The following is a 22,759-nucleotide window of genomic DNA, read 5'->3' on the forward strand; positions in this document are numbered from 1 at the left end:
TTTCCGGTCCATGGAACTCATGCAGGAACGCTACCTCCCCAACGCCGTTGAAGCCACCGCCCACCAAGCCTGGCTGGCCAGTGATGCTTACCGCGTCGTCGAACACGCGACCGATGCCAACGGCGTCGAAAAGCCCAAGTTCTATGCCTGCTCGATGCTGCCCTACCCCAGCGGCAAGCTGCATATGGGGCACGTGCGCAACTACACCATCAACGACATGATGGCGCGCCAGCTGCGCATGCGCGGCTACAACGTGCTGATGCCCATGGGCTGGGACGCCTTCGGCATGCCGGCGGAAAACGCCGCCATCAAGTCCAAGGTGCCGCCGGCCAAGTGGACCTACGACAACATCGCCTACATGAAGAAGCAGATGCAGGCGATGGGTCTGGCCATCGACTGGTCGCGCGAAATGTGCGCCTGCGATCCGGCCTACTACAAATGGAACCAGTGGCTGTTCCTGAAGATGCTGGAAAAAGGCATCGCCTACCGCAAGACCCAGGTGGTCAACTGGGATCCGGTGGACAACACCGTGCTGGCCAATGAACAGGTCATCGACGGCCGCGGCTGGCGCTCGGGCGCGCTGGTCGAAAAGCGCGAGATCCCCGGCTACTACCTGCGCATCACCGACTACGCCGAAGAACTGCTGGACCAGGTCAAGACCGGCCTGCCCGGCTGGCCCGAGCGCGTGCGCGTCATGCAGGAGAACTGGATCGGCAAGAGCGAAGGCCTGCGTTTCGCCTTCACCCATGACATCCGCGACACCGACGGCGCCCTGATCCAGGACGGCCGCCTGTACGTCTTCACCACGCGTGCCGACACCATCATGGGTGTCACCTTCTGCGCCGTGGCGCCGGAACATCCCCTGGCGACGCATGCCGCCGCCAGCAATCCCGCGCTGGCCGCCTTCATCGAACAGTGCAAGCTGGGCGGCACCACCGAGGCCGAACTGGCCACGCGTGAAAAAGAAGGCATGAAGACCGACATGACGGTCACTCATCCCATCACCGGCGCGCAGGTCGACGTCTGGGTCGGCAACTACGTGCTCATGAGCTACGGCGACGGCGCTGTCATGGGCGTGCCTGCCCACGACGAACGCGACTTCGCCTTCGCCAAGAAATACGGCCTGCCCATCGAACAGGTCGTCGCCGTGGAAGGCAAGACCTACTCCACCGACGCCTGGCAGGAATGGTACGGCGACAAGCAAAGCGGCCGCACCGTCAATTCCGGCAAATACGATGGCCTGGACTACAAGGCGGCGGTCGACGCCATCGCCGCCGACCTGGCGCCGCAAGGCCTGGGCGAGAAGCAGACCACCTGGCGCCTGCGCGACTGGGGCATCTCGCGCCAGCGCTACTGGGGCACGCCCATCCCCATCATCCACTGCCCGGACTGCGGTCCCGTGCCGGTGCCGGAAAAAGACCTGCCGGTGGTGCTGCCGGACGACCTGATCCCGGACGGCAGCGGCAATCCGCTGGCCAAGAACGAAGCCTTCCTGTCCTGCTCCTGCCCCACTTGCGGCAAGCCCGCGCGGCGCGAAACGGACACCATGGACACGTTCGTCGACTCGTCCTGGTACTTCATGCGCTACACCACGCCGGGCAACGACCAGGCCATGGTGGATGCCCGCAACGATTACTGGATGCCGATGGACCAGTACATCGGCGGCATCGAGCACGCCGTGCTGCACTTGCTGTACGCGCGCTTCTGGACCAAGGTCATGCGCGACCTGGGCATGCTCAAGTTCGACGAACCTTTTACCAAACTGCTGTGCCAGGGCATGGTGCTGAACCACATCTATTCGCGCAAGACGCCCCAGGGCGGCATCGAGTATTTCTGGCCCGAGGAAGTCGAAAACGTCTATGACGCCAAGGGCGCCATCGTGGGCGCGCGCCGCAAATCGGACGGCAGCGATGTCACCTACGGCGGCGTGGGCACCATGTCCAAGTCGAAGAACAACGGCGTCGACCCGCAATCGCTGATCGACACCCTGGGCGCCGATACCGCGCGCCTGTTCGTCATGTTCGCCAGCCCGCCCGAGCAGACGCTGGAATGGTCCGACTCCGGCGTCGAAGGGTCGAACCGCTTCCTGCGCCGCCTGTGGTCCTACACCCACTCGCAACGCGACACCGTGGCCAGCGGCCTGGCGGCGACGATCCAATGGCAGGATGCGCCGGCGCCGGTCAAGGATCTGCGCCGTGAGGTCTACAACCTGCTCAAGCAGGCGGACTACGACTACCAGCGCATCCAGTACAACACCGTGGTGTCGGCCTGCATGAAAATGCTCAACGCCATCGAAAGCGCCGACCTGCCGGCCGGCGCGCCGGCGGACGCGGCGCGTGCCGAAGCCATCGGCGTGCTGCTGCGCGTGCTGTACCCGGTGGTGCCGCACATCACCTGGAACCTGTGGAACGAACTGGGCTACGGCGCGCGTTACGGCGACCTGCTCGACGCGCCGTGGCCGCAGGTCGACGACGCCGCGCTGGTGGCCGATGAGATCGATCTGATGCTGCAGGTCAACGGCAAGCTGCGCGGTTCCTTGCGCGTGCCGGCCACCGCCGCCAAGGCTGACATCGAGGCCCAGGCAGCCGCCCATGAAGCGGTGGCCCGCTTCCTGGAAGGCCGCCCGGCAAAACGGGTTATCGTTGTGCCCGGCAAACTGGTCAACGTCGTTGGTTGATGTTGCGGGCTCCTGAGGCCTGGGCGTGGGTCCGGGCTTCAGGGCTGAGCTTCGGCGCAGGGCCGGTTACGGGACCGGGCTGGGGCCCAAGCTTTATTTAGCATGAGTTTTTACGGGGTTGCGCATGAATCTGGGCGGGTTATCGGCCAAGGCCGTTTTACTGAAGGTGGCGTCTCTGCGCCGGCCGGCGCGCGTCGCCAGCCTGGGCATGGTGCTGCTGCTATCCGCGTGTGGCTTTCACATGCGCGGTGAAACGCCGCTGCCGTTCGACACTTTCTACCTCGGACTGGGCGACAACACCCGCTTCGGCGCCGAAGTGAAGCGCGCCATCGTGGCGGCCTCGCCGAATACGCGCCTGGTCAGCAGTCCCAAGGAGGCGGAAGCGCAACTGCAACAGGTCGCCAACGTCCGCGGACAGCGCGAGGTATCGCTGAACTCGCAGGGCCGGGTGGAAGAATACGAACTGAGCCTGCGCTTCACCTTCCGCGTCATCGATGCCAAGGGCCGCGCCATCATCCCCGACACCACGCTGGAAACCTTCCGCGAGATGCCGTATGACGACACGGTGGTGCAGGCCAAGGAAGGCCAGGCCGAGCAGCTGTTCCGCAGCATGCAGACCAGCCTGGTCAGCCGGCTGATGCGCCGCCTGACCTCGGACGACGTGCGCGCCACCGTGGCCCGCCTGGAGCAGTCCAAGCCGGGTGATGAGGAAGGGCCGATCTACAGCACCACCCCACCGCAGCCGCCGGCCAACCAGCCGACGCGCTCGCCGGGCCTGATCAACGGTCCGTCCTCGCCCAACGACTACGACTGAGCGCCTTGAGCATGGCGCAGATGCTGGACGCCGATCGCTTCCCCGACTACCTGCAACGCGCGGGTAATCGGCTGGCGCCCCTGTACACCATCAGCGGCGATGAGCCCCTGCTGGTCATCGAGGCCATGGACGCCCTGCGCGCCGCGGCGCGCGCGGCCGGTTTCGTCGATCGCACGACGATGGTCATGGACGCCCGCAGCGACTGGAGCGCGGTCATGGCCGCTACCCAGAGCGTGTCGCTGTTCGGCGACCGCAACCTGCTGGAACTGAAGATACCGACAGGAAAACCCGGCAAGACGGGGGCGGATACGCTGGTCAAGTTAGCCGAACAGGCACAGGCCCAGACCGACCCGGACACCGTGCTGGTGCTGGGCCTGCCGCGCCTGGACAAGGCCACCCGCGAAAGCCGCTGGGCCCTGGCGCTGGCAGCGGCCGGTGTCTCGGTGGACGTCGGCACGATAGACCGCAATCGCCTGCCCGCCTGGATCGGCGCCCGCCTGGCGCGCCAGAAGCAACAGACGGACAATGCCACGCTGCAGTGGATGGCCGACAAAGTGGAAGGCAATCTGCTGGCGGCGCACCAGGAAATCCTGAAGCTGGGCCTGTTGTATCCCGAAGGCGCGCTGGCCGCCGAGGATGTCGAGCGTGCCGTGCTGAATGTGGCCCGCTACGACGTGTTCGGCCTGCGCGACGCCATGCTGGCGGGCGATGTCGGCCGCACGGTCCGCATGCTGGACGGCTTGCGCGCCGAAGGCGAGGCCTTGCCCCTGGTGTTGTGGGCCGTGGGCGAGGAAATCCGCATTCTGGCGCGGGTTGCCGAAATCCGCGCCAATGGCGGCGACACCGGCGGCGCGATGCGCCGCCTGCGCATCTTCGGCGCCCACGAAAAACTGGCCTTGCAGGCATTGGGCCGGGTGCCCGCGCGCGCCTGGCCGGCCGCCGTGCAACACGCGCATGAAGTGGACCGCATCATCAAGGGCCTGTCCGTGCCCGGCCGCCTGGCCGATCCCTGGGAAGAAATGACCCGCCTGGCGCTGCGCGTAGCCGCCGCCGGCCGGCGCGGCGCCTGAGCGGATACAGATACACTTACGCTTTCCGCAAGTATTACGGGCGCCACGCGCGCCCCGCCTGCCATGTCGACGCAAACCGTAGAACAAGCCATGCTCACCCTGGGCGAAAACGCCCGCCAGGCCTCGCGCGAACTGATGCGCGCGCCGGGCTCGGCCAAGACCCGGGCCCTGCTGGCGATGGCCGACGCCATCGCGGCGCGGCGCCCGGCCTTGCGCGAAGCCAATCGCCAGGACGTCGAGGCCGCGCGCGCGAATGCCCTGGATGCGGCCATGCTGGACCGCCTGACGCTGTCCGAACGCAGCCTGGATCTCATGATCGAAGGCCTGCGCCAGGTCGCCGCCCTGCCCGACCCGGTCGGCAGCCTGGGCCCGACGACGGTACGTCCCAACGGCATGCGCGTGGCGCAGATGCGCGTACCGCTGGGCGTCATCGGCATCATCTACGAATCGCGTCCCAACGTCACCATCGACGCCGCCGCGCTCTGTCTGAAGTCCGGCAACGCCGCCATCCTGCGCGGTGGCAGCGAAGCGCTGCGATCCAACCTGGCGCTGGCCGAAGTCGTGCGCGACGGCCTGCGCGCCGCGGATCTGCCCCAGCACGCGGTGCAGGTGGTCGAGACCACCGACCGTGCCGCGGTCGGTAAGCTGATCACCATGACCGAGCACATCGATGTCATCGTGCCGCGTGGCGGCAAGGGCCTGATCGCCCGCATGGCGGCGGAAGCGCGGGTGCCCCTGATCAAGCATCTGGACGGCAATTGCCACGTCTATATCGACGCGGCGGCGGACCCGGAAAAAGCCCATGGCATCGCTTTCAACGCCAAGACGTATCGCTACGGCGTATGCGGCTCGATGGAAACGCTGCTGGTCAACGCCGCGGTGGCGGTCTCCATCCTGCCCAAGCTGGCCGCCGCTCTGCTGGCGCACGGCGTCGAACTGCGCGGCTGTGCCCGCACGCGGGAACTGGTGCCGCAGGCCCTGCCCGCCACCGACGAGGATTGGGCCACGGAATACCTGGGTCCCATCCTGGCCGTGCGGGTCGTCGACACGCTGGACGACGCTATCTCGCACATCGCGCGTTGGGGCTCGGGACACACCGACGCCATCGTCACCGAAGACCTGGGCGCGGCGCAGCGGTTCCAGCGGGAAGTGGACTCCGCTTCGGTCTACGTCAATCTGCCCACGGTTTTCGCGGACGGCTATGAATATGGCCTGGGCTCGGAGATCGGCATCTCCACCAACCGGCTGCATGCACGCGGCCCGGTGGGACTGGAGGGCTTGACCACGTATAAATGGGTGCTGACCGGCGACGGCCAATTACGCGGTTGAGCGGGCGGGTTCGGCCCTTCTAACGCCACCCCTGCGCCTCTGCCCTTGATCCACTCGTTTCAAAGCCTCGTTTCAAAGCCCCGTTTTAGGGCCCCGTTTTAGGGCCCCGTTCCACAGCCCCTTCATCTGCCCTTACTGAGGACCGCCATGCCCTGGATTGCCATGCCCTGGATCAAGACGCTGCACATCGTATTCGTGGCGGCGTGGTTCGCGGGGCTGTTCTACCTGCCGCGCATCTACGTCAACCTGGCCAGCCAGAAAGAACCGGCAGTACAGGCCGTACTGCTGGGCATGGCGCGCCGCCTCTACCGTTTCACGACGATACTGGCCGTGGTGGCGTTGGTCTGTGGCTTGCTGCTTTATGTCGGCTACCGCATCGGCATGGGCCCCGGCAATGGCTGGATGCACGCCAAGCTGTTCTGCGTGCTGCTGATCATCGGCTACCATCATGCCTGTGGCGTCATGCTGCGCAAATTCGAACAGGGCCGTAATACGCGCTCGCACAAGTTTTACCGCTGGTTCAACGAAATCCCGGTCCTGTTCCTGTTCATCGTCGTCGCCCTGGTGGTCGTCAAGCCATTCTGACGTTCGCCTCTCTCACTCTGCTTTCCCCCTGCCATGACCGCCGACGATCCGGACCGCCCCCGCAAGACTCTTTCCGTCAAGAAATCGCCCCGCCCGGCTGAAGCCAGCGACGCGGGTGGTCCACCGCGCAAGCGCAGCGGCGCCCGCGCCCGCGCGGCTGCCCAGGTCGAGCGATCGCGCGACCAGCAGGAAAGATCGGCGGCGGCCGAAGAACGTGAAATCGTCCAGGACGCCGACGCCCGAGTCAGCTATGTCCGTAGCGACAGCCAGGACTATCGTGGCGAGCGTAGCGGCGGTTATGACGCTGGTGATCGCGGCGAACGTCGCAGCGGTCACGGCGCCGGTGATCGTGGCGAACGTCGCAGCGGTTACGGCGCCGGTGATCGTGGCGAACGTCGCGAGGCCAATCGTGACGGCGGCGAACGTGCGCCCCGTGCCCGCCAGGCTGCCGATGACCGTCACGGCGACCACGCCGCGCGCGGTGGCGACCGCAACCGTGCCGAGACGCCCGACGAGGGCGCTTACACCGGCCGGGTCGGGCGCCACGACGACGGCCGTTACGGCGATGCCGACTACGGCCGCAGAGTCCGTGAACGCCATGAGCCACGCCGTCACGAACGCTACGATCGCAACGAGATCTACACGGTCTTCACCCCCTGCCCCCAAGGCATCGAGGAAGCATTGACCGCGGAACTGCAGGCCCTGGGCTTCGATGACGCTGAAGCCGGCCGCGCGGGCGCCCGTTTCAGCACGGACTGGCAAGGCATCCAGCGCGCCAATCTGTATTCGCGCCTGGCCACGCGCGTGCTGGTGCAAGTGGCCCACGGCCCCGTGCAGCACGAAGACGACCTGATGGAGCTGGCCTACAACACGCCTTGGGAACGCTGGTTCGGCGCGGAACACTCGCTGCGAGTCGACACCTCGGCGATCAAGAGTCCCATGCGCAGCCTGCAATTCTGCAATCTGCGGGTCAAGGACGGCATTTGCGACCGCCTCACGGACCGTGAAGGCGCAAGGCCCGACATCGATACCGTGCGTCCCGACGCCCGCGTGTTCTCCTTCCTTACGCAAGACACCGCCACGCTTTACCTTGACACCTCCGGCGAATCGCTGTTCAAGCGTGGCTGGCGCCTGGACAAGGGCGAGGCCCCGCTACGTGAAAACCTGGCGGCCGGCATGCTGGCCCTGGCGGGTTGGGATCCCTCCGAGCCCTTGCTCGATCCCTTTTGCGGCAGCGGCACCATACTCATCGAAGCAGCCTGGATTGCGCTGGGGGTGCCCCCCGGCATCGCCCGTCCCTTCGGTTTCGAGCGCATGCGCGACTTCGACAGCCGGCGCTGGCGCGACCTGAAGGACGATGCGCGCGCCCATATCCGGCCGCAACTGGAAACGCCGCTGTATGGTTGCGACCTGAATCCGGACGCCATCGCCTTCGCGCGCAACAATGCCGAGCGTGCGTGGCTGACCGAAGACACCATCCAGTTCGAAGTGGCCGATGCCCGCAGCTTGGAGGCCCCGGCCAAGTCAGGCTGGATCGTGACCAATCCACCTTATGGCGAGCGTTTGGAAGCGGGTGCCGAAGCGGATCTGTGGCGCGACTGGGCCAGTTGCCTGAAGAAGCAGTTCGGCGGCTGGCAACTGCATGTGATTTCCAGCGACATGACCTTGCCGCAGCAGCTGCGCCTGAAGCCGGCGCGCCGCACGCCACTCTACAACGGCGCCCTCGATTGCCGCCTGTTCAGCTTCGAACTGGTCGAAGCCGGCTACCGCGACACCGACCGTGCGCAACGGCGCACGCAGGATCCGAAGCCTGCTGAAGACGACGATCAAGGCGAAGACTGAACCAGCCCGCACGGCCCCCGGCGACAACTTCTGCCAGGGGCCGATAGCCCCGGAAGGTAGATGATGGGGATCCCCCATCACCTGAAGATCCATTTCCCCTCGCGCGCCGAAGACAACTTCGGCCGCAGGGGCGATAGCCCAAGAAGGGGGCGATGGGGGCTCCCCCCATCATTTAAAAACCCATTCTTCCTTGCGCATCGGCGACAACTTCGACCGCAAGGGCGATAGCCCAAGAAGGGGGGCGATGGGGGTTCCCCCATCATTTAAAAATTCTTTATTCCTGTGCGTCAGCCGCGCCGCCGCCCTGAGGCGTCGCGGGCACGGCCATCGCCGCCCGCACCTGCTCACGCAGGGCAGCCAATTCGTCAACACGTGCCAGATAAAGCGCCTGCGCTTCCTCCATCTCGACGATGGCAAACCGCAACGCCGCGCCCGGCAGCGACTGGGCCAGCAGCGGCAGATCGACACTGGCCACATAAGCGATCTTGGGATAACCGCCCGCGCTTTGCCGATCCGCCATCAGCACGATGGGATTGCCATCCGGCGGCACCTGCACCGTCCCGAAAGCAGTCGCCTCCGAAATCATCTCCAGCGGCTGCGTCAGCTTCAGCACTTCGCCCCGCATGCGGTAGCCCATGCGATCCGACTGCGTATCCACCGTGAACGGCGTGGACACAAAAGCTTCGCGCGCCGCTTCCGTGAACGCCTGCCACTGCGGCCCCCGCATCGCACGCACCACCTCCGGCGCCTCGGTGGTCCCGCGCGCAGGCAGGTCGAACACCGCCGCCGACACGAACGGCGTACCGCACTGCACCAGCAGGCGCCTGGCCTTGGGATAGCCGGTATCCGCCGCCCGTAGCGGCAGGCGGTCGCCCCTGGCCAGCGCCCGGCCGGCAAAGCCGCCAAAATTCCCGCGCGTAAAGGTGCTGGTGCTGCCCATCACGGGCTCGACGTCGAAGCCGCCTCGCACCGCCAGGTACAGCCGCGCCCCCCGCCGGCATTCACCGAACGTAAGCGTCACGCCACGGCGTAACAGCACCGGTTCATTCAAGGGCAGCAGCACACCGTCCGCGCTCGCCCGCATATCCGCGCCACACAGGGCGATCAGGCGTTCGTCCTGGAACTGCAGCGTCGGACCGGTCAGGGTGCATTCCAGCGTGGCTTCGGTCTCGTCGTTGCCGACCAGGATGTTGGCCACCCGGTGCGACCATTCATCCATGACGCCGTTGACCGGCACGCCATAGCGTTGATAACCATAACGTCCCAGGTCCTGCAGCTGGGTCAACGCCCCGGGTTTGAGTACTCGTATCATGAGCGCGCCTCGTACAGACGATCGAATTCGGCGGGCGTCACCGGGACGAAACGCAGGCGGTCACCCAGCTGCAGGCGCACCGGCGGGTCCTGCTTCAGGTCGAACAGATTCCAGGGGGTGCGCCCGATCAGGTTCCAGCCACCGGGCATGGCCAGTTGATAGATGGTGGCCAGGTTGTTGGCAATGGCCACGGATCCCGCCGGCACCTGCGTGCGCGGCGTCTGCCGCCGCGGCAGCGACAGGCGCTCGTCCAGGCCGCCAGCAAAGGGATTACCGGGCGCGAAATAGAACGTGTAGACCACCAGGGGCGATTCGCCATGCAGGCGTATCACGTCGTCCGTGCTCAAGTTGCAGCGCTGCGCAACTTCGTCCAGGTCGGGACCGTATTCGCCGCCGTAGCAGCACGGTATCTCCACGGTGCGCCCACCCAGTTCTACGTCAGGGACGCCGCGGGCCAACACGTCCTGCACCTTACCCAGCAACTGGTCGAAGGGCGTGGCCGTGGAGCCGCTGCCGGCGTAGGCCTCCGGCTGATAATGCAGTGCCACCGTGGTGAAGGAAGGCACCACATCGACCACCCCAGGCAAAGGATGATCCAGCAGCCAGGCGGTAAAGGACAACACGGTGCGATTGACTTCCGCGCTCACGCGATCGCCGAAGGCGACCAGCAGGCACCGGTCACCGACCGGTTCGATGCGCCAGGACGAATTGGCGATAGCGTCTGGACTTGAGTTCATGCCGATGATTCTACGATGCGTCCCCGCTATGCGCGGCAGTAGCGGTGCCTGGAACCCCGGCGAAGGGAGCGGCGCAACATAAACTGTTGTAAATGTGCCGCTTGCATAGTCTAGGGTTAACCCCTACAATCCGGGTTATCCCGTAGTCAAGCACGGAATATTGTCTGAAGAAACAGGGAACGACGTGCTTGGCGGTGCTACTCAGAGATACTATCGTGATTGACCACAACACTATGCTTTTGACCGACGAACTGGAACGTCAATTGATGCGCCAGGCAATCGAAGAACAATTCCGTCCCCGTCCGCTGCGCGCGCTGGGTAAGCTGCTGAGCAAGATGGTTCACACCGTCCGCTCGCCGGCCCAGCGTCACACCGGCGAAACCGCTAACGCCTAAACTAAGAACTTAGCCAGAACACCACGGCGTCAGCATCTGTACCGATCCCCTTGGGGGCTGCAAAGCCCCTTTTTAAGCCCGTCACCTAGTGACGGGTTTTTTTTTGCCCCACATAATGCGCGGATGCCCACGCCCTCTACGCCAACGACGTCCGCTTCATCCGCCGCCCCTGCGCTCCCGTCCAATGCCCCTGGCGCAGCGCCGCCCCGGCTGCGCCGGTTCGCCTGCATGATGTATGAAGCCGTGCTGCTGTTCGGCGTGGTGTTCCTGGCAAGCTATCTGTTCGACACCCTGACGCAGAGCCGCAGCGGGATGATGTACCGGCATGGCCGGCAAGCGTGGTTGTTCCTGGCCTTGGGCGCCTATTTCATCACCTGCTGGCGCCGCAGCGGGCAGACCCTGCCGATGAAGACCTGGAACATCCGGCTGGTCGGCAGCACGGGACAGCCGCCGACGATGGCGCGCCTGGTCCTGCGTTATGTACTGGCCTGGGTGCTGCCGCTGGCCGCTGCCGGCCTGATCCTGGGCGCGACCATCTGGAGCGGCTGGCCGACCATGCAACTGCTTATTGTCGTGGCGCCTTTCGCCGTCTTCGCCGGCAGTTGGCTGGATAAGGACGGGCAGTTCCTGCACGATCGGCTTGCCGGTACCCGCTTGATCAACACGCCGTCAGCTGCGACAAAACATGTCAATGCGACCGCCTCAATGTAACAATTCTTAGAGCACGGCGGCCGCTGGTGCTATCCAGCCAGGCCCGCTGCGCGATGCGATTCATAAGGGAAATCCCTTGAGCGCTCTATCCCGGCGGGAATAGCGCTGCCTCGCCCGTCGATTTTTGGCACAGCTTTCCCTTAACTCGCCTTACCTTTGGCGACACATTGGGAACAGCCATTCAGAAAAGAGTCAGGCGGCCCCTTCGACAATGGCGCGGTCTAAAAGTTCAAGAAAAAATCCGACTATGTACGCCAAACTGCTCGCATCCCTTGCCATCTTCGGTACCGCTTTCGGGTTCGCGCCCAGCGCCTCCGCCCAGTCGGAAACCGCGCAGCGGGAAATCCAGGCCGCCACTGAATCGGCCTTCCGCGCCGCCCAGGAAAGTGGCGTTGTCCACCTGGGTGACCAGGCCACGCTGAAGTTGCCGCCCAACACCATCTTCGTGCCGCGCGCCCAGGCCAACCGCCTGATGGAAGCCTACGGCAACGGCAAGGATGACACCCTGATGGGGCTGTTCATGCCGCCGGCCGACTCGCCGGATGACTGGATCGTCACGGCCAACTTCGAGAAAGCCGGCTACATCAAGGACGACGACGCCAAGAACTGGGACGTCAAGGAACTGCTGCAGAGCCTGCGCGACGGGACCGAGGAACAAAACAGCGAGCGCCGCACGCGCGGCATTCCGGAACTGGAAGTGGTGGGCTGGGTGCAGCCGCCGCAATACGACAGCGCGCACCAGCGCCTGGTATGGTCGGTCGAAGGCCGTGACAAAGGCAGCGCCGCCGATGCCGACGCAACCGTCAACTACAACACCTACGCCCTGGGCCGCGACGGCTACATCAGCCTGGACCTGCTGACCAGCAAGAGCATGGTGGCGGCACAGAAGCCTGCCCTGATCGGACTGCTGGACAACCTCAACTACAACGACGGCAAGAAGTACGCGGACTTCAACTCGTCCACCGACAAGATCGCCGAATACGGCCTGGCCGCGCTGGTGGCCGGCGTGGCGGCCAAAAAGCTGGGCCTGCTGGCGATCATCGCGGCTTTCGTGCTGAAGTTCGGCAAGCTGGCGATCATTGCCGTCGCAGCGGGCGGCGGTGCATTCTTCAAGCTGTTCCGCCGCAAGAAGGCCGAGCAGCCCAAAGTCGAAGAACCGAAGATCGAAGAACCGAAGTCGCCGGGCGCGGTGTAATCCCGGCGCGATGATGGCTTGATCCTGCGATAACCGCAGCGCCAGGTAAGGGCTTGCGCCAGACGCAAGCCCTTTTCTTTTTTCCTCTTCCTGTGACACGAATCGCGCCGTGAAATTGCTCTTCCTCCTGTTTTCGGCCTTCAAATACCTGAAGTTCAGCAAAGTGCTGCTGACGGGCGGCACCATGCTGCTGTCGGTGCTGGGTTATGCGCTGGTCTTCGGCTGGCGCTATGCGGTCGGCTTCGTGGCGCTGATCTTCGTGCACGAGATGGGCCATTACATCGCTGCCCAGCAACGCGGGCTCAAGGTGGGCGCACCGACGTTCATCCCCTTCGTCGGCGCATGGATCGAGATGAAAGAGATGCCGCACAACGTCGAGACCGAAGCCTATGTCGGACTTGGCGGTCCGTTCCTGGGGACGGTGGCGGCGCTGTGTTGCTATCTGATCGCGCGTAACGAGGGTAGCCGCCTGCTGCTGGCCTTGTCCTACGCCGGCTTCTTCATCAATCTGTTCAACCTGATTCCGCTGTCGCCTTTCGACGGCGGGCGCATCACCGCCGTGCTTTCCCCCCGCATATGGCTGGTGGGCGTGCCCATACTGGGGGCGCTATTCTTCTATCGGCCCAGTCCCATGCTGATCCTGGTGGCCGTGCTGGCCATTCCCAAGGTGATCGAGGCCTGGCGCTACGATCCTGCGGCGCCGGAGAACGAGGCCTACTACGCCACCAGCGCCGCCACCAAGATCAGCTACGCCGCCGTCTACATCGGCCTGGTGGGGTTGCTGGCGATCATGACGCACGATGTGCACGAGATGCTCGGCGGCGCGTAAAGGAAAGGAGCATTCCAACCCTTCTTTCTTTTCCAGGTATTCCTATCCTTCTTCCTATGGAAGAAGGAAAAGGCCGCCGCCACCGCCTGCGACCGGGCTGACCATCCTTCTTCCTCTGGAAGAAGGATGGAAGATCTGCCGATCCGTCGGCGCCGATTTCCGGTGCCGGCGGGAATGATCAAAAAAGAAGAAGGAATATGACGGCGTCCCAGGGCATGTCATAAAGCGTTCACCCATTTTTAACAGTGCCGTCATCCCCAGGTGTTCCCATGCCTACGTGGAAGCAGCCTGTAAGGACGCACGCCGTGAACGAAATCCGCCCTACCCACTGGCGCACGCTGTGGATCTCCGACATACATCTGGGCACCGCGGGGTGCAAGGCGGAGTTCCTTCTCGACTTCCTCGAACATAACGAAGCCGAGACACTCTACCTGGTCGGAGACATCGTCGACGGCTGGCAGTTGCGCAAGCACTGGCACTGGCCACGCGCGCACAACGACGTGATCCAGCGCATCCTGCGCAAGGCCCGCAACGGCACCCGCGTCGTGTTCGTCCCCGGCAACCACGACGAATTCGCGCGCGAGTTCGCCGGCTACGCCTTCGGCGACATCGAGATCCTCGACGAGGACGTCCACATCACCGCCGACGGCCGCAAACTGCTGGTGCTGCACGGCGACCAGTTCGACGGCGTGATCCAGCACAGCAAGTGGCTGGCGCACCTGGGCGACAGCCTGTACCAGATGGCGCTGTGGCTGAACCACCATTTCAATCGCCTGCGCCACCGCATGGGCCTGCACTACTGGTCGCTGTCCCAGTACCTGAAGCACAAGGTCAAGAACGCCGTCGCCTTCATCAGCGACTTCGAGCAGACGCTGGCCGGCGAAGCACGCCGGCGCGGCATGGACGGCGTGGTCTGCGGCCACATCCACAAGCCCGAACTGCGCGACATCGAGGGCGTGCTGTACTGCAATGACGGCGACTGGGTGGAAAGCCTGTCGGCCTTGACCGAAGACCACAGCGGCCAGCTGCGCCTGCTGGATTGGGCCGCCGTCATGGCGGAGCGCAACGAAACCACCCCCACCACGGGCCGCCGGCGCGCCGTCGAACTGCCCGCCCTGCCCTCGGCCCTGCGCCGCCAGGGCAAATAGCGCCAAGGGCGGCCGCCGGCCGCCCCGCCCCCCGTTGCATATCAGTGGAAACCCTAGCCTACGGCAAGGTGAGCCAATTGAAATGAACGGGAATGTTGCAGTTCAACGCCCTCTCAGTCATGCTTGCGATTGGGGCACTCTGGCCCCAAAAGCACTGCCGACGAGTCTCCCATCGTTGTAACGGGCGGATGGCCGCCTTCCTCTCACGACAGGGCCATGAACGATCAATACCAGGCGCTTTACCAATCCTTCCGCTGGCTCGTGCCCACGCAGTTCAACATCGCGGATGTCTGCTGCCATCGCTGGGCGGCGAATAGCCCCGACGCGCGGCGTATCGCGATTTATTACGAGGACGAGGCCGGCAACCGCGAGGTATGGACGTATGCGCGCCTGGCCGAGGCGGTCAATCAGTTGGCCAACGGCCTGGTACGCATGGGTGTGGCCAAAGGTGACCGCATCGGTGTTGTATTAGGACAACGGCCAGAAACCGTCGTCGCCCACATGGCGGCCTACACCGTCGGCGCCGTCATCCTGCCGCTTTCATCCCTGTTCGGCCCGGACGCCCTGGAAGCGCGCCTGCGTGACGCCGAGGCCCGGGTGGCCATCGTCGACGCCGCGTCCAGCGGCAATCTGCTGCAGGTGGCGGACCAGTGCCCCAGCCTGCACCAGATCATCGGCATCGGCTTCGCCGACGAACGCGTGCTGCCCTGGCGCAGCCTGCTGGCGCGCCAGCCTTCGGAATTCAAGGCGGTGCCGACGCTGGCGACCGATCCGGCCATCCTTCTGTACACCTCCGGCACCACCGGCGCGCCCAAGGGCGCCCTGCTGCCGCATTCGGTGCTGATAGGCAACCTGCCCGGCTTCGTCGCCTCGCAGGACTGGTTCCCCAAGATCGGCGACGTGTTCTGGTCGCCCGCGGACTGGGCCTGGACTGGCGGCATGATGGATGCCCTGCTGCCGACGCTGTATTTTGGCCACCCCATCGTCGCCACCCGCGCCCGCTTCTCGCCCGAGCGCGCCTTCGAGCTGATGGAGCGCTATCAGGTCACCAACACCTTCCTCTTCCCCACCGCCTTGAAGGCGATGATGAAGACGGTGCCGGCGCCCCGCGAACGCTATCGGCTGGCCCTGCGCGCCATGATGAGCGCCGGCGAAAGCGTCGGCCAGGCCGTGTTCGACTGGTGCCAGACGGCATTGGGCATCACGCCGAACGAAATGTTCGGCCAGACCGAAATGAACTATCTGGTGGGCAACAGCCAGCGCCGCTGGCCGGCCAAGGCTGGCAGCATGGGGCGGCCCTATCCCGGCCACCAGGTTGCCGTCATCGACGACGCAGGCCAGCCGGTCGCGGCCGGCGAGATCGGCGAAGTGGCGCTGAACCGCCTGGATATCCACGGCTATCCCGACCCCATCCTGTTTCTCGGCTACTGGAACAACCCGGCCGCCACGGCGGCCAAGTACACCGGCGACTGGTGTCGTACCGGCGACCTGGCGCGCATCGATGCCGAGGGCTACCTGTGGTACGCCGGCCGCAGCGATGACGTGTTCAAGTCCGCCGGCTACCGCATCGGCCCCGGGGAGATCGAAAGCTGCCTGGTAAGCCATCCGGCCGTCGCCAACGCCGCCGTGGTGCCGAAGCCCGACGCCGAGCGTGGCGCCCTGGTGAAAGCCTACGTGGTGCGGACGCCCGATTATGCGGAGCGCGAGCCGCAAGCTTTGATCCAGGAATTGCAGGACTATGTCCGTGATCGCCTGGCGGCTTATGAATACCCCAAGGAAATCGAATTCCTGGACGAACTGCCGATGACGACCAGCGGCAAGATACAGCGCCGGGTGTTGAGATTGAGAGAGGAAGAGCGCGCGGTCCAGGCGGCCCAGGCCACGGCTGCCGCGCCGGGCCAGGCCACGCCCACTGCGCCGGCATCTCCCGCGAATCCATCCACACCGGCCGCGACCTGACGGAGACAACGCCGCATGGCGATCTATCAACTAGAGGACCTCATTCCCAACATCGACCCCGACGCCTGGGTGGCAGACAGCGCGGTGGTGATCGGCAACGTCACCCTGGAAGCGGGCGTCAGCATCTGGCCGCAAGTGACGATACGGGGCGATAACACGTCCATCGTGATCCAGCACGGCAGCAACATCCAGGAATCCAGCGTCCTGCATGTGGATGCCGACAAGCCCCTGGTGGTGGGCCCGAATGTCACCGTGGGCCACCAGGCCATGCTGCACGGCTGTACCATCCACGAGGGCGCCCTGGTGGGCATGCAGGCCATCGTGCTGAACAATGCGGTGGTGGGGCGCAATTGCCTGATCGGCGCGGGTGCCATCGTGCCCGAAGGCCGCGTGATTCCTGACAACAGCCTGGTGATCGGCATCGGCAAGGTCGTGCGCGAACTGTCGCCCGACGAGATCGCCAACATGCGCAAGAATACGGCGGGGTATGTGCTGCGCGCCGCGCAGTACAAGCGGGCGCTGAAGCGGATCGCCTAGGAAGGCAGGCGGACCGCCCTGCCGGCCGGGGCGGGCTCACCGTGAGTTCGTCATGCGTTCGTCATGTGTCCGCCATGCCCCTGCCGGCCACGCGGGCGCCATGCCGGCGTCATGGCGGATCGGCTAACATTCCTGCATGACCGATCTACTCAAGAAATACCTGTTCGAAGACCGCACTGTGCGGGTCCAGGCCGTGCGTCTGCACCAGACGTGGCTGGATGCTCAAACCAATCACCAATACCCCCTCGCCATCAAGCGCCTGCTGGGCGAACTGGTAGCGGCGTCCACCCTGCTGGCCGCCAACCTGAAGTTCGAGGGATCCCTGCTGCTGCAATTGCAAGGTGACGGGCCGATTTCCCTGCTGGTGGTGGAATGCCGTGCCGATCTCAGCCTGCGCGCCACCGTCAAGCTGCGCGAGGGCCATGAGGTGCCGGAAGACGGTACCTTGCAAAGCCTGATGAATCCCGGCGGCAACGGCCGCTTCATCGTGGTGCTGGATCCGCAGCGCAAGGTGCCCGGGCAGCAGACCTATCAGGGTATCGTGCCCATCACGGGCGAGTCCGTGGCCGAAGCGCTGGCCCACTATATGCAGCAGTCCGAACAGCTGGATACGCAACTGTGGCTGGCGGCCGATGAGCAGCATGCCGCCGGCGTGCTGCTGCAGCGCCTGCCCGACCAGGGCGGTAGCGGCGACGTCACTGCGCCAGGCAGCGCCGAGCTGACGTGGGAACGGGCCGGGGCGCTGGCCGCCACCATCAAGGGCGAAGAGTTGCTGCAGCTGGACATCGATACGCTCATCCATCGGCTGTTCTGGGAAGAGACCCTGCTGGCGTTCGATCCCATCGAAGTGCAATGGCGCTGCAGCTGTTCGCGTGAGCGGGTCGCCGGCATGTTGCGCATGTTGGGCCGGGAAGAGGTCGAAAGCATCCTCGCCGACCGGGGCGATGTGGAAGTCGCCTGCGACTTCTGCGGCAAGCCTTATCTGTTCGACGCGGTCGACTGCGCCCGCGTCTTTGCCGGCGCGCAAACGCTGCCGGAACAGGATCCGCCTACGTTGCATTGAAGGGGGTGAGGGCTGGAGGGCTAGCACCTGCCGTATCCTGGCCGGCTGACGGCCTTTGCCTACGTAGATCTACGCACGTAGATCTACGAATGGACGCGGGGCGGCTGGCGGCCGACACTGTGCGGCATGAATGCGCCTGCGTACCCTTCCCTTCGTTCGTGGTTTCCTGCCTGCGGCCAGCGGGGCGCGGCCATGGCCAGCCTGGTGGTTTCGTTGCCGGTGCTGCTGATGGCGGGGCTGGCGGTCATCGAGGTCGCGTATTGGCATGTGACGCGGCAAGTCCTGAACGTCGCCCTGATGGAAGCAGCGCGCGCGGGGGGCACCGGGCACGGATATCCGCCCACGATGGCAGTTGCCTTCATGAAGGGGCTGCGACCACTGCCCACCAGCAAAGCCCGCTGGCGGCGCATCCGCTACGATAGCGGCGCGCCTGCCTGGCGCATAGACATCCTCTCGCCATCACCCGAGGCATACGCGGATTTCGGGATGCGGGGCCTGCCTGTCAGGCCGGGCGTCAGCGAAGGTGGCGCGCAAGGCGTTGTGCAACCGCTCATGCAAGGCCTTGGGCAAGACTCCTCCCGGGGCGTCGGCGCCACGGACCGCCTCGTCGCCATACGCAATGACTACCAGGCCGAGGAACATGCCCGCCGCCTGCAGGCAGGCTGGCCTGAAGGACGTGGGCCCCGATCCGGACTGACGATATTCCAGGCGAATGTCCTGCGGCTGCGACTAAGCTATCAGTTGCCACCGCTGACGCCCATCACGCGCGCGGCATTACGCGCGCTGGCGCCCGGCAGCGGCAAAGGCAGCCTGTCCGCCGTGGCAGCGCGTGCCGGCAATGTCCTAATCGTGCAGGACTTGGCGATAGAAATGCAGTCTCACGCCGCCGCGTGGCCGCAACGCAAGATAGAACCAGGGTGATCGCTCAATGCCGCGCGGCGGGACGTGCCGGCGAAGACGGGCGATTGTTGGGAACGGCGCCGGGGGCGGCGGGGGCAGCGGCCGGGGCGGCCACGGAGGCCCCACCTGCGGGGGGCGCCGCATTCTGCGGCAGGATCTGCACGAAGATCTCGCCGTCGCGCATCATGCCCAGCTCGCTACGGGCACGTTCTTCGATGGCGCCGGTACCCGTCTGCAGATCGTGCACTTCGGCATCCAGCGCATTGTTGCGGGCGCGCAGGCCGTCATTGGTCGCCTGCTGCTCCGTCAGTTGCTTCTGCAGGTCCCAGACCTTGAACCAGCCGCCCTTCCCCGCCCACAAAGGGTATTGGATCAGGCCGACCAGCGCAAACAGGACCAGGAACAGCAGACGCATGGGTAAATATCCGTGCAAAAGGCGCGCGCCTGACGACGCGCGCCCTCAGGCGATCAACGCAGATTGTAGAAGGCTTCGATGCCGGGGTAGGAAGCGACCTCGGCCAGTTCCTCTTCGATACGCAGCAGTTGGTTGTACTTGGCCATGCGATCGGAACGCGACAACGAGCCGGTCTTGATCTGCATGGCGTTGGTAGCCACGGCGATATCGGCGATGGTCGAATCCTCGGTTTCGCCCGAACGGTGCGACACGACGGCGGTGTAGCCGGCGCGCTTGGCCATTTCGATGGCGGCGAAGGTTTCAGTCAGGGTGCCGATCTGGTTGATCTTGATCAGGATCGAGTTGGCCACGCCCTTCTGGATGCCTTCACGCAGGATGCGGGTGTTGGTGACGAACAGGTCGTCACCCACCAGCTGCACCTTCTTGCCCAGTTGCTCGGTCAGGATCTTCCAGCCGTCCCAATCGTTTTCGGCCATGCCGTCTTCGATCGAGATGATGGGGTACTTGTCGCACCACGTCGCCAGCAGATTGGAGAATTCCTGCGAGGTCAGCGACACGCCGCCTTCGCCGGCCAGGGTGTACTTGCCGTCGCGATAGAACTCGGAGCTGGCGCAATCCAGGCCCAGGGCGATCTGCGTGCCCGGCTCGTAGCCGGCTTCGGTGATGGCCTTGAGCACCAGCTGGATGGCCGCTTCGTGGTTGGCCACGTTAGGCGCGAAACCGCCTTCGTCACCCACCGCGGTGGACATGCCCTGGGCGTTGATCAGCTTCTTCAGCGAGTGGAACACTTCCGCGCCCCAGCGCATGGCTTCACGGAAGCTGGCCGCGCCCACCGGCAGGATCATGAATTCCTGCATGTCCAGGGTGTTGTTGGCGTGCGCGCCACCGTTGATGACGTTCATCATCGGCACGGGCATGCTCATGGGGCCGCTACCGCCGAAATAGCGATACAGCGACAGGCCCGACTCATCGGCGGCGGCACGGGCCACGGCCATGCTGGCGGCCAGGATGGCGTTGGCGCCCAGGCGTTCCTTGCTGTCGGTGCCGTCCAGTTCGATCAGGGTGCGGTCGACGAAGGTCTGTTCCTGGGCATCCAGGCCCATGAGTGCTTCGGAAATCTCGGTATTCAGGTTCTCGACGGCGCGCAGCACGCCCTTGCCGAGATAGCGGTTCTTGTCGCCGTCACGCAGTTCGACGGCTTCGCGCGTACCGGTCGACGCGCCCGACGGCACGGCGGCCCGGCCCATGGCGCCGGATTCGAGCAACACGTCGCACTCGACGGTGGGATTGCCGCGCGAATCCAGAATCTCGCGGCCGATGATATCGACAATTGCACTCATGGTTTTGTCCCTAGAACGTTTGAAAAATCTGACCCTCTCCCGGCGCTATGGTAACGCGCCACCCCACCCGTTCGCGGGTGTGAGCGGCGTAAACCATGCTGGCCATCGAGGCGACGGTCCCGGGCGGCGAAACTCACCGCCCCGGGACGCATCATGCAGCGTCCTTGTTACGCTTGGACTGATTGGCCAAGGCGGCTTGGATGTAGCTGCTGAACAGCGGATGGCCGTCGCGCGGGGTGGAGGTGAATTCGGGGTGGAACTGGACGCCGACGAACCACGGGTGCTTGGGCAGCTCCATCATCTCCGGCAGGTTTTCCGACGGCGTGCGAGCGCTGATCACCATGCCGGAATCTTCCAGGCGGGGCACGTAGACGTTGTTGACCTCATAACGGTGGCGATGGCGTTCGTTGACTTCCGGGCCATAGATGCGCGAGGCCAGCGTGCCGGCCTTGATGGGAACGCGTTGCGCGCCCTTGCGCATGGTGCCGCCCAGGTCCGAATTGGCGTCGCGCTTCTCGACGCTGCCTTCACGGTCCATCCATTCGCTGATCAGCGCAACCACGGGGTGCGGCGCGGCGGGGTCGAACTCGGTGCTGTTGGCGCCGCCCAGGCCGGCCACGTGGCGCGAGAATTCCACCACGGCCAGTTGCATGCCAAGGCAGATGCCCAGGTAAGGGACGCCATTCTCACGGGCGTAGCGGATGGCGGCGATCTTGCCTTCCGTACCGCGCTTGCCGAAGCCGCCCGGAACCAGGATGGCGTCCAGGTGCTTGAGCTGGTCGGTGCCACGCGTTTCGATGTCTTCGGAATCGATGTACTCGATCTTGACGCGCGAACGGGTGTGGATGCCGGCGTGCACCAGCGCTTCGGTCAGCGATTTGTAGGACTCGGTCAGGTCGACGTACTTGCCGACCATGCCGATGGTGACTTCGTGCTCAGGGTGCTCCAGCGCGTCGACCAGGTCATCCCACATGGACAGATCGGCCGGCGGCGGCGTCAGGGCCAGCGCCTCGCACACCAGGTTATCCAGGCCCTGCTTCTGCAGCATGGCCGGGATCTTGTAGATGGAGTCGGCGTCCCACACCGAAATCACGGCGTCCAGCGGCACGTTGGAGAACAGCGAGATCTTGGCGCGCTCGTCGTCCGGGATGCGGCGATCGGCGCGGCACAGCAGCGCGTTCGGATAAATACCGATTTCGCGCAGTTTCTGCACCGAGTGCTGGGTGGGCTTGGTCTTCAGTTCACCCGCCGAGGCGATGAAAGGCACCAGGGTCAGGTGGATGAAAGCCGCGTTGTTACGGCCCAGGCGCAGGCTCATCTGGCGCGCCGCTTCCAGGAAGGGCAGCGATTCGATGTCACCCACCGTGCCGCCGATTTCGACGATGGCCACGTCGGTGGCGCCATCGAAGCCGGCTTCCGCGCCGCGCGCGATGAAATCCTGGATTTCATTGGTGATGTGGGGGATGACCTGAACGGTCTTGCCCAGGTAATCGCCGCGCCGCTCCTTGCGCAAGACCGATTCATAGATCTGCCCGGTGGTGAAGTTGTTCACCTTGCGCATGCGGGTGGAGATGAAGCGCTCGTAATGGCCCAGGTCCAGGTCGGTCTCGGCGCCGTCTTCGGTCACGAAGACTTCACCGTGCTGGAAGGGGCTCATCGTGCCCGGATCGACGTTGATGTACGGATCCAGCTTGAGCATGGTGACTTGCAGACCGCGCGATTCAAGGATGGCGGCAAGAGACGCGGCGGCGATGCCTTTCCCCAGGGAAGACACCACGCCACCGGTGACAAAGACGTATTTGGTCATCGTAATGAGCACCCGGTTCGGCCGGGCGCGTGCGGGAAATTTGGATTATAGCTGGGAGCTGGCCGCTGTTTGGGTTTTCCCTGAGCGTCGGGGC

The 22,759-nt window shown here is 64.9% G+C and carries 20 protein-coding genes; 15 read left to right on the forward strand and 5 right to left on the reverse strand.

From position 1 onward, the window contains the following. The first annotated feature begins 19 nt into the window (after window positions 1-19). The 6 genes from leuS (at window position 20) to CEY05_RS10380 (ending at window position 8,317) form a co-directional block, all read left to right on the forward strand. Entirely contained in the window at window positions 20-2,677 is a 2,658-nt protein-coding gene (gene leuS, locus CEY05_RS10355; protein WP_088598378.1) for a leucine--tRNA ligase, read from the forward strand. Window positions 2,678-2,801: 124 nt separating this feature from the next. Beyond that, a complete protein-coding gene (gene lptE / locus CEY05_RS10360; RefSeq protein WP_088598379.1) occupies window positions 2,802-3,491 on the forward strand; it encodes an LPS assembly lipoprotein LptE in 690 nt (229 codons plus the stop codon). Window positions 3,492-3,502: 11 nt separating this feature from the next. Continuing rightward, window positions 3,503-4,561 carry a DNA polymerase III subunit delta gene (gene holA, locus CEY05_RS10365; protein ID WP_088598380.1) on the forward strand — a complete coding sequence of 353 codons (1,059 nt, stop codon included), beginning with the start codon at window positions 3,503-3,505 and terminating at the stop codon, window positions 4,559-4,561. 63 nt (window positions 4,562-4,624) lie between these two features. Beyond that, window positions 4,625-5,890, forward strand: coding sequence for a glutamate-5-semialdehyde dehydrogenase (locus tag CEY05_RS10370; RefSeq protein ID WP_088598381.1), 1,266 nt, complete (start codon window positions 4,625-4,627; stop codon window positions 5,888-5,890). A gap of 162 nt (window positions 5,891-6,052) precedes the next feature. Beyond that, window positions 6,053-6,475, forward strand: coding sequence for a CopD family protein (locus tag CEY05_RS10375; protein WP_088598596.1), 423 nt, complete (start codon window positions 6,053-6,055; stop codon window positions 6,473-6,475). A 33-nt stretch (window positions 6,476-6,508) separates the two neighbouring features. Next, window positions 6,509-8,317, forward strand: a complete 1,809-nt coding sequence (locus tag CEY05_RS10380; protein ID WP_088598382.1) for a THUMP domain-containing protein — start codon at window positions 6,509-6,511, stop codon at window positions 8,315-8,317. Window positions 8,318-8,591: 274 nt separating this feature from the next. Here CEY05_RS10380 and CEY05_RS10385 read toward each other — a convergent pair whose 3' ends face one another. Both CEY05_RS10385 and pxpB read right to left on the reverse strand, forming a co-directional pair. Then, window positions 8,592-9,629: a biotin-dependent carboxyltransferase family protein gene (locus tag CEY05_RS10385; protein ID WP_088598383.1), complete on the reverse strand. Its 1,038-nt coding sequence runs from the start codon at window positions 9,627-9,629 to the stop codon at window positions 8,592-8,594. Further along, complete coding sequence (pxpB, locus tag CEY05_RS10390) at window positions 9,626-10,366, reverse strand: 5-oxoprolinase subunit PxpB (protein ID WP_088598384.1); 741 nt, start codon at window positions 10,364-10,366, stop codon at window positions 9,626-9,628. The genes CEY05_RS10385 and pxpB overlap by 4 nt, the downstream gene beginning before the upstream one ends. Window positions 10,367-10,581: 215 nt before the next feature. On the opposite strand from pxpB, the gene CEY05_RS10395 reads away from it, so the two are divergent. From CEY05_RS10395 to CEY05_RS10435, 9 genes are all read left to right on the forward strand, one after another. After that, entirely contained in the window at window positions 10,582-10,761 is a 180-nt protein-coding gene (locus tag CEY05_RS10395; protein ID WP_143220362.1) for a hypothetical protein, read from the forward strand. 123 nt (window positions 10,762-10,884) lie between these two features. Beyond that, the gene (locus CEY05_RS10400; RefSeq protein WP_088598386.1) at window positions 10,885-11,472 is read left to right on the forward strand and encodes an RDD family protein; all 588 of its coding nucleotides are present in this window, start codon (window positions 10,885-10,887) and stop codon (window positions 11,470-11,472) included. A 247-nt stretch (window positions 11,473-11,719) separates the two neighbouring features. Beyond that, window positions 11,720-12,667, forward strand: a complete 948-nt coding sequence (locus CEY05_RS10405) for a DUF2167 domain-containing protein (protein WP_088598387.1) — start codon at window positions 11,720-11,722, stop codon at window positions 12,665-12,667. Between the two features lie 109 nt (window positions 12,668-12,776). Then, window positions 12,777-13,496 carry a site-2 protease family protein gene (locus tag CEY05_RS10410; RefSeq protein WP_088598388.1) on the forward strand — a complete coding sequence of 240 codons (720 nt, stop codon included), beginning with the start codon at window positions 12,777-12,779 and terminating at the stop codon, window positions 13,494-13,496. 269 nt (window positions 13,497-13,765) lie between these two features. After that, window positions 13,766-14,644, forward strand: coding sequence for a UDP-2,3-diacylglucosamine diphosphatase (locus tag CEY05_RS10415; protein WP_088598389.1), 879 nt, complete (start codon window positions 13,766-13,768; stop codon window positions 14,642-14,644). 216 nt (window positions 14,645-14,860) lie between these two features. Then, window positions 14,861-16,603 (forward strand): acyl-CoA synthetase, encoded by a 1,743-nt coding sequence (locus tag CEY05_RS10420; protein WP_088598390.1) that lies wholly within the window; start codon window positions 14,861-14,863, stop codon window positions 16,601-16,603. A gap of 15 nt (window positions 16,604-16,618) precedes the next feature. Then, window positions 16,619-17,140, forward strand: a complete 522-nt coding sequence (locus tag CEY05_RS10425) for a gamma carbonic anhydrase family protein (RefSeq protein ID WP_088598391.1) — start codon at window positions 16,619-16,621, stop codon at window positions 17,138-17,140. Between the two features lie 136 nt (window positions 17,141-17,276). Beyond that, window positions 17,277-18,203, forward strand: a complete 927-nt coding sequence (gene hslO / locus CEY05_RS10430) for an Hsp33 family molecular chaperone HslO (RefSeq protein ID WP_088598392.1) — start codon at window positions 17,277-17,279, stop codon at window positions 18,201-18,203. A gap of 192 nt (window positions 18,204-18,395) precedes the next feature. Further along, the gene (locus CEY05_RS10435; protein WP_088598393.1) at window positions 18,396-19,124 is read left to right on the forward strand and encodes a TadE/TadG family type IV pilus assembly protein; all 729 of its coding nucleotides are present in this window, start codon (window positions 18,396-18,398) and stop codon (window positions 19,122-19,124) included. A gap of 4 nt (window positions 19,125-19,128) precedes the next feature. Here CEY05_RS10435 and ftsB read toward each other — a convergent pair whose 3' ends face one another. The 3 genes from ftsB to CEY05_RS10450 all read right to left on the reverse strand — a co-directional run bounded on the left by ftsB (window position 19,129) and on the right by CEY05_RS10450 (window position 22,665). After that, entirely contained in the window at window positions 19,129-19,518 is a 390-nt protein-coding gene (gene ftsB / locus CEY05_RS10440) for a cell division protein FtsB (protein ID WP_088598394.1), read from the reverse strand. A 53-nt stretch (window positions 19,519-19,571) separates the two neighbouring features. Then, entirely contained in the window at window positions 19,572-20,858 is a 1,287-nt protein-coding gene (eno, locus tag CEY05_RS10445) for a phosphopyruvate hydratase (RefSeq protein ID WP_088598395.1), read from the reverse strand. Window positions 20,859-21,009: 151 nt separating this feature from the next. Next, window positions 21,010-22,665, reverse strand: a complete 1,656-nt coding sequence (locus CEY05_RS10450) for a CTP synthase (protein WP_088598396.1) — start codon at window positions 22,663-22,665, stop codon at window positions 21,010-21,012. Between the last annotated feature and the right edge of the window lie 94 nt (window positions 22,666-22,759).

Source organism: Achromobacter sp. HZ34 (assembly GCF_002209485.1).
Lineage (GTDB): Bacteria > Pseudomonadota > Gammaproteobacteria > Burkholderiales > Burkholderiaceae_B > Bordetella_C.

Excerpts from the sequence above, each read along its gene's own strand:
- leuS (WP_088598378.1), top strand. The coding sequence starts at position 20 with ATGCAGGAACGCTACCTCCCCAACGCCGTTGAAGCCACCGCCCACCAA.
- lptE (WP_088598379.1), top strand. The coding sequence starts at position 2,802 with ATGAATCTGGGCGGGTTATCGGCCAAGGCCGTTTTACTGAAGGTGGCG.
- holA (WP_088598380.1), top strand. The coding sequence starts at position 3,503 with ATGGCGCAGATGCTGGACGCCGATCGCTTCCCCGACTACCTGCAACGC.
- CEY05_RS10370 (WP_088598381.1), top strand. The coding sequence starts at position 4,625 with ATGTCGACGCAAACCGTAGAACAAGCCATGCTCACCCTGGGCGAAAAC.
- CEY05_RS10375 (WP_088598596.1), top strand. The coding sequence starts at position 6,053 with ATGCCCTGGATCAAGACGCTGCACATCGTATTCGTGGCGGCGTGGTTC.
- CEY05_RS10380 (WP_088598382.1), top strand. The coding sequence starts at position 6,509 with ATGACCGCCGACGATCCGGACCGCCCCCGCAAGACTCTTTCCGTCAAG.
- CEY05_RS10385 (WP_088598383.1), bottom strand. The coding sequence starts at position 9,629 with ATGATACGAGTACTCAAACCCGGGGCGTTGACCCAGCTGCAGGACCTG.
- pxpB (WP_088598384.1), bottom strand. The coding sequence starts at position 10,366 with ATGAACTCAAGTCCAGACGCTATCGCCAATTCGTCCTGGCGCATCGAA.
- CEY05_RS10400 (WP_088598386.1), top strand. The coding sequence starts at position 10,885 with ATGCCCACGCCCTCTACGCCAACGACGTCCGCTTCATCCGCCGCCCCT.
- CEY05_RS10405 (WP_088598387.1), top strand. The coding sequence starts at position 11,720 with ATGTACGCCAAACTGCTCGCATCCCTTGCCATCTTCGGTACCGCTTTC.
- CEY05_RS10415 (WP_088598389.1), top strand. The coding sequence starts at position 13,766 with ATGCCTACGTGGAAGCAGCCTGTAAGGACGCACGCCGTGAACGAAATC.
- CEY05_RS10420 (WP_088598390.1), top strand. The coding sequence starts at position 14,861 with ATGAACGATCAATACCAGGCGCTTTACCAATCCTTCCGCTGGCTCGTG.
- CEY05_RS10425 (WP_088598391.1), top strand. The coding sequence starts at position 16,619 with ATGGCGATCTATCAACTAGAGGACCTCATTCCCAACATCGACCCCGAC.
- hslO (WP_088598392.1), top strand. The coding sequence starts at position 17,277 with ATGACCGATCTACTCAAGAAATACCTGTTCGAAGACCGCACTGTGCGG.
- CEY05_RS10435 (WP_088598393.1), top strand. The coding sequence starts at position 18,396 with ATGGCCAGCCTGGTGGTTTCGTTGCCGGTGCTGCTGATGGCGGGGCTG.
- ftsB (WP_088598394.1), bottom strand. The coding sequence starts at position 19,518 with ATGCGTCTGCTGTTCCTGGTCCTGTTTGCGCTGGTCGGCCTGATCCAA.
- eno (WP_088598395.1), bottom strand. The coding sequence starts at position 20,858 with ATGAGTGCAATTGTCGATATCATCGGCCGCGAGATTCTGGATTCGCGC.
- CEY05_RS10450 (WP_088598396.1), bottom strand. The coding sequence starts at position 22,665 with ATGACCAAATACGTCTTTGTCACCGGTGGCGTGGTGTCTTCCCTGGGG.